This is a genomic window from Streptomyces sp. NPDC001068 (genome assembly GCF_042897315.1).
Classification (GTDB): Bacteria; Actinomycetota; Actinomycetes; order Streptomycetales; family Streptomycetaceae; genus Streptomyces.
The window spans coordinates 1-5,501 of record NZ_JBIAYD010000033.1; the positions used below are offsets into that span (position 1 = coordinate 1).

The following is a 5,501-nucleotide window of genomic DNA, read 5'->3' on the forward strand; positions in this document are numbered from 1 at the left end:
AACGGCTCGATCCACTTCGGATCATCCGCTGAGATCACCCCACCCATGCCCAGGCAACGCAGCAACCGCCACACGGGTTACGGGACAACCTCTAGAGACAAATGACGTCGCCGATGCGGTATACACACAGCTTCATGGATCCGTGAAGTAACGCGTACTCGCGGTGGAGTTCGGGGTGTTGTTGCCGCAACTGAATGCGAGGCCCGCACGCGCGCCTGAAGGATCGAAGCCCGCACTCACCGGGAGGCAGGCCGTGACCTGCCGCAGCGCGGTGATCCTGAACGACAGGTCGACCGGGGCAAAAAGTGAGGGCGCAACGCTGTCTTGCGGAGGCGCCTGTTGGGTGCCTGCTACCGGGCTGCGGTGGTGAGGAAGTGAGGAAGTTCCGTGTCGACGATCCGGAGCAGGGCCTTCACCGTGGCTGGGGTGCGGCGTCGGTCGGCGGTGGCCAGGTACAGCGACCAACTCATGGCGGCGTCTGCCGGGGTGAGGACGGCGAGGCCGTCGGGTACGGGGTCGACCATGAACGACGGCAGGAAGGCGACCCCCAGACCGTGTCTGACGAAGGAGGTGGTGGTGGCGATGTCGGTGGTCTCCAGTAGCACGCGGCGGTCGAGTGCGGCGGCGGAGAACGCACGGTCAACCAGTTCGCGGTTGCCGAAGCCGGCCGGCGAGTCGATGAAAGCCTCGTCCACCAGGTCGCTCAGTGGCGCGGAGTCGGCGTCGGCCAGGCGGTGCGTGGCGGGCACGATCAGTACCATCGGTACGGTGGCCAGCTCGCGCACGTCCAGGCCGGCTGGTCGACGGTCCGGCAAGGACAGGAAAGCCAGGTCCAGTTCGCCCGCCAGCAGGGCTCGCACCAGTCCTGCTGATCCGGTGGGCGATGCGTGCAGGCGCAGGGTGACGTCCGGGTGCAGGGTGTGGAAGCGGCCAAGCAGGGCGGGTATGTCGAGAAGACCGCCGGCGGTGACCCCGCCCGCCCGGAGCGTTCCCTGCAGTTGACCGTGCAGTCCGAGGACCGCGTCGCGGGCCTCCCGCGCGGCGTCGAGGGTGGCCACGGCAAGGGGCAGGAGGGTCGTCCCCGCTTCGGTCAGCAGAACGCCCTGCGGGGTGCGCTCCAGCAGTGTGGTTCCCAACTCGCGTTCCAGGGCGCGGACGGCCGTCGAGACGGCCGACTGGACGACGTGCAGACGCTGGGCGGCCCGGGTGAAGCTCTTCTCGTCCGTCACGGCAACGAAGTAGCGCAGATGATGCAGTTCCACACAGGTGTGTCTATCACTCGCGTAGATGCGGAGCATCGCGAGGATACGTTGGACGTCCTGTCCGCCCGGTATGACGCTTGTGGCATGTCAAACCTCGCAGCCTCCGTCCGTACCGCAACCGGTCTTCCGTCCGCCTCCGAATCCCGTGCCCCCTCGGCCGCAGGTGTCCGACCTAACAAGGTCGGACGCGGGGCGGCCCACGCACGCGGATTCTGGTGTGTGGCGGTCGCCTTCGCGGTCCTGATGGCGTTCGGCACCGCGCCCACTCCGCTGTGGCCGCTGTACGCGGCTCGTGACGGCTTCGGTGCCACGACGGTCACTGTCGCCTTCGCGGTACTCGTCCTGGGTGCGGCGGCCGGCTTCGTGGGGCTCGGGCATCTGTCGGACCGGTTGGGTCGGCGGCGGGTCGTGGTGCCCGCCCTGGCCGTGGGCACGGTGGCGGCGCTGGTACTCGTCTGGTGGACGTCGCTGGAGGGCCTGTTGGCGGGGCGGTTCCTCGCCGGTGTCGGCATCGGGCTGATGGCATCCACGGCCACGGCGTATTTGCACGACCTTCACCATCGGTGGCATCCGGACGGCCGGAACGCCGCGCTGCCCGGTGTCGTCGCGACGCTCGCCAACCTGGGCGGGCTCGCCCTGGGCCCTCTGGTAGCCGGTCTGGTCGCGCAGTGGGTCGGACATCCGCTGGTGGTGATCCAGTCCGGGTTCGCGGTGACCATGGGCCTGTGTCTTGTGCTGGTGCTGGCTGTGCCAGAGACGGTGGAGCGGGCGGACGGTACCGAGGCCCTGCCGCCGCGGTTCGCGCTGCGGCCCGGTACCGCGATGGCGTTCGGTGCGGCCGCGGCTCTGGCCGCCTTCTCCTTCGCGCTGTTCGGGCTTGTCTCCTCGCTCGGGGCGATCATTCTGGGGACCAGGCTCGGCATCACGTCACACCTGGTGGCCGGGGTGTCGGCCTTCCTGATGTTCGGAGCGTCGGCGCTGGCGCAACTGGTGCTGGGCAGGCTGGCGCCGCGGTCCATGTCGATGCTGGGCGCCACCCTTCTGCCGGTTGGGCTGCTGTTGGTGACGGTGTCCCTGTACCGTCCCGCTCTCTGGTTGTTCCTGGTCGCAGTGATCGTGGCCGGGGCGGGGGCAGGTTTGCTGTTCAAGAGCGGTGTGGTGCGTGTCGCAACGGTGGCGCAGGAGCATTCCAGGGCCGGGGTGTTGGCGATGTTCTTCGTGGCCGGGTATCTCGGTATGGGCCTGCCTGCCGTCCTGTTCAGCGTGGTGAGTCGGTACGTCGGACTCGGCCCCGCGATGATCGGGTTCGCCGTGGTGCTCTCGGCGGGTGTGACGTTGGCGGTGCGGGTCGGCAACGCCGCGGATCGCCACGCGTAGCGACGCGGCCGGACGGCGAACCGGCGCATCCAGTCTTCTGAGGTGGGAATTCTGTTCGGATAGTCGGCGAGGCGTTGGAGAACCTCGTCCGTGGTCTTCGTCCAGACGTAGGGCTTCGGGTCGGTGCTCCAGGTGGCGGTCCAGGTGCGGATGTCCTTCTCCAGTGCCTGGACCGCCCTGTGGCCGCCTCGCCGTATCTGCTTGTTGGTCAGTTCGGCGAACCATCGCTCGACGAGGTTCAGCCAGGACGATCCGGTCGGTGTGAAGTCGCAATGGAAGCGAGAGTGGGCCGACAGCCACTTCTTGATGGCGGGGGTCTTGTGTCCAGGTCGGCCGGCACCTCCTTGTCGAGCTTGATCAAGAACTTCTTGAACTCCTCGGCGCGGTGTCTGCGGTGCAGGGAGCCGATCACTTTGCCGGTGGCGACGTCGAAGGCGGCGAACAAGGTGGTGGTTCCGGCCCGGACGTAGTCGTGCATCGCCCGCTCGGGAAGGGCAGGCACCGACTCACCTCCCGGAGGGCCTGCCGTGCCACCACCTGTCCTGCTGCGCCGTGTCACCCTGCTGGCGTGGACCGTGATGCTCAGCGGATTCCTGCTCCCCTGGGCAACCGCCGCACTAAGGGACGCCGACGGTCTGGACTGGCGTCCCTGCTCGACCGTGGCCAAGGACTGGCCCGTCGCGGATGACACCTCGACGCAGTGCGCCGATCTGCGCGTTCCTCTGGACTACTCCACACCGCACCACGGCCCAACTCGCGCTGGCCCAGCTGCCGAAGAAGTTCCGACGAGGACGCTAGACGCTGATCCACACCGACTCCGACGGTGGCACCGACGAGTTCGTCGCATGCATCGCCCGGGGGGAAGCTGGCTGTCGTAATCGGTCGGCATGACCATCACCGACGCAGTCCAACAGCCCATCCTTCACCGACGCGAGGGCGCCACCCGCACCACCGTCCACATCACGGCCAAGGCAGCCGGCAGCATGCCCCTCTCCGGCCGACACCGTGTCCGAGGCGACAGGAGTCGTCGACCTCCAACGCCGACTCCGCGAAGGAGTGGTGCACAGCCTGAGTGACCGCACACCTATGCCCTGGCCCGTCACACGTTGGGGTACTCCACCCACCAGTGATCGTTCGCGGCCGTGGTGCCTGTTGTAGCGAACTTCCGACCCGACGTTCCGGGAGTGGCGTAGACAGTCGCTCCCTTGTCGGTGACGGCCATTCCGAAAGTGTCGCCGGAAGTGTTGTAGTGCCCTTGGACGGTAATCCACGTCAGGTAGTTGACGTCGCCCACCACGTTGAAGGTTCCGCAGGAGCCAGCTGGGACCCAGTCGCCATACCACACGCCGTAGTTGTTGTTGAAGGTGAATCGCGATGCGTAGTTCCCCTGGGAACACAGTTGCACCCTGCCCGTTCCGATGGATGCGGATGCAGGCCCGGCGGTTGCGACTGCCATCGCGAGTGCGGACGCCGTCACCGCCGCCCAGGAAACCAATCGCGTACGGATGCTCATGTGGCGCCCCCATGGTGATTTGATTCATGCTCTATTAACACGAGCCATACTGATTGACCGCCGAAACGATACGTGTGCGAAATGGGACACGCAAGTATGTCCTCAGGGCGCAAGGTGTGAGTCGAGTTTGGCGCCCAGCCGGTGAGCGCGTTTCACAGTGGGCACACATGCCTCACGGCCATGAGCCCTTCCAGCCCCTCCGGGCGAAGCGGGGCCGCTCACGTGCCTCTCCGCCATCCGCAGCGTCATCACCCGACCTCCCCATGAGCTACCGCTGTCCAACCCCTGGGACCGTGTCCTACCTGGTGAGGTGGTCGTCGGGACCATAAGGTTCGGGGTAAGCGGAGTTGGGTCGTTCCGGACGGACTCGGGGAAATCACGAAGCCGCCGGGCCCGTGGTCGAGGGCCCCGGCGAGGTGCTGATGGACCAGCCGTCGCACCGCCTGTTCAACGTACTGGGCCGCGCGAGCAGCACTGCGGTGCAGTTGCACGTGAGCAGGGCGCTCTAGGTCACTCTGACCGGCACCGACCTGGCGCTGTACCAGGTCGATACCACATACCGGGAACTGCGACGGGACCACGGCGTCGAGCCGTTGACGGTCTCCGACCACAGGCCCGTCCGCGGCGCGGACATCCGTGTCGTCTCGGCAAGCTGGAAGCAGGAGTTCACCTGCAAGATCGACCGGTTCGCCTACCGGGTTCTCGAGATGGGGAACGCCACTGAGGACGTCCTGCGGTACACACCGGAGTGCGACACCGGCTCGGGCACCTCGGGGTCCCCCGTGCTCTCCGGCACGGAGATCGTGGGGATCAACAACACCAGCAACCACGATGGCGAACAGCGCACGCTCGACAACCCCTGTGAGATGGCCAGAGACGGCGCGATCACCACGCACAAGGGGATCGGCTACGCCACGCAGACCTACTGGCTGCCCTCGTGCATTGCCCCGGGGAACCACCTGGATCTGAACCGCGCCGGCTGCCTGCTGCCCCGACCCGACCCGCGCCGTGGGCAGACGACGCACGACTGTGGAGCACCGACCTGGTGTCCTGGCCGTCTTTCACTCCGCCGGGAGACGCCGGCGGGCCCCCGCACCTTCGTTCAGCGCTGCTGTCCGCGGCGCTGCGCGGGTCGCGCGGCCCGTGGTGCGCTGCGCGGACGGCGGGGCTGGCGGATCTGGCTCTCGGCGTGCTGTGCGGAGGGCGAGGAGAAGCCGCCGGGGATGCCGGGCCGTGGGGGGCGCGGGGGCGGGGGGGGGGCGGCCCCCCCCCCCGCGGGGGGGGCCGCGCGGGGGGGGCGGGCGGGGCGGGGCCCTGCCCGCGCGGGGGGGCGAAACGCCGCGCCACGA

The 5,501-nt window shown here is 68.0% G+C and carries 3 protein-coding genes and 2 pseudogenes; 2 read left to right on the forward strand and 3 right to left on the reverse strand.

What is annotated here, in order from left to right:
• Window positions 1-350 precede the first annotated feature (350 nt).
• Window positions 351-1,298 (reverse strand): LysR family transcriptional regulator, encoded by a 948-nt coding sequence (locus ACFY3I_RS43220; protein WP_390866436.1) that lies wholly within the window; start codon window positions 1,296-1,298, stop codon window positions 351-353.
• A 183-nt stretch (window positions 1,299-1,481) separates the two neighbouring features.
• Here ACFY3I_RS43220 and ACFY3I_RS43225 point away from each other — a divergent pair, with 183 nt between their 5' ends.
• Complete coding sequence (locus ACFY3I_RS43225; RefSeq protein ID WP_390866437.1) at window positions 1,482-2,639, forward strand: MFS transporter; 1,158 nt, start codon at window positions 1,482-1,484, stop codon at window positions 2,637-2,639.
• 38 nt (window positions 2,640-2,677) lie between these two features.
• Here ACFY3I_RS43225 and ACFY3I_RS43230 read toward each other — a convergent pair.
• A pseudogene (locus ACFY3I_RS43230) lies at window positions 2,678-3,141 on the reverse strand (transposase); the annotation flags it as partial.
• 233 nt (window positions 3,142-3,374) lie between these two features.
• On the opposite strand from ACFY3I_RS43230, the pseudogene ACFY3I_RS43235 reads away from it, so the two are divergent.
• Window positions 3,375-3,514: pseudogene (locus ACFY3I_RS43235) on the forward strand (IS1380 family transposase); the annotation flags it as partial.
• 224 nt (window positions 3,515-3,738) lie between these two features.
• On the opposite strand, the gene ACFY3I_RS43240 reads toward ACFY3I_RS43235, so the two are convergent.
• Window positions 3,739-4,152, reverse strand: coding sequence for a hypothetical protein (locus tag ACFY3I_RS43240; protein ID WP_390866438.1), 414 nt, complete (start codon window positions 4,150-4,152; stop codon window positions 3,739-3,741).
• Window positions 4,153-5,501 lie beyond the last annotated feature (1,349 nt).

Excerpts from the sequence above, each read along its gene's own strand:
- ACFY3I_RS43220 (WP_390866436.1), bottom strand. The coding sequence starts at position 1,298 with ATGCTCCGCATCTACGCGAGTGATAGACACACCTGTGTGGAACTGCAT.
- ACFY3I_RS43240 (WP_390866438.1), bottom strand. The coding sequence starts at position 4,152 with ATGAGCATCCGTACGCGATTGGTTTCCTGGGCGGCGGTGACGGCGTCC.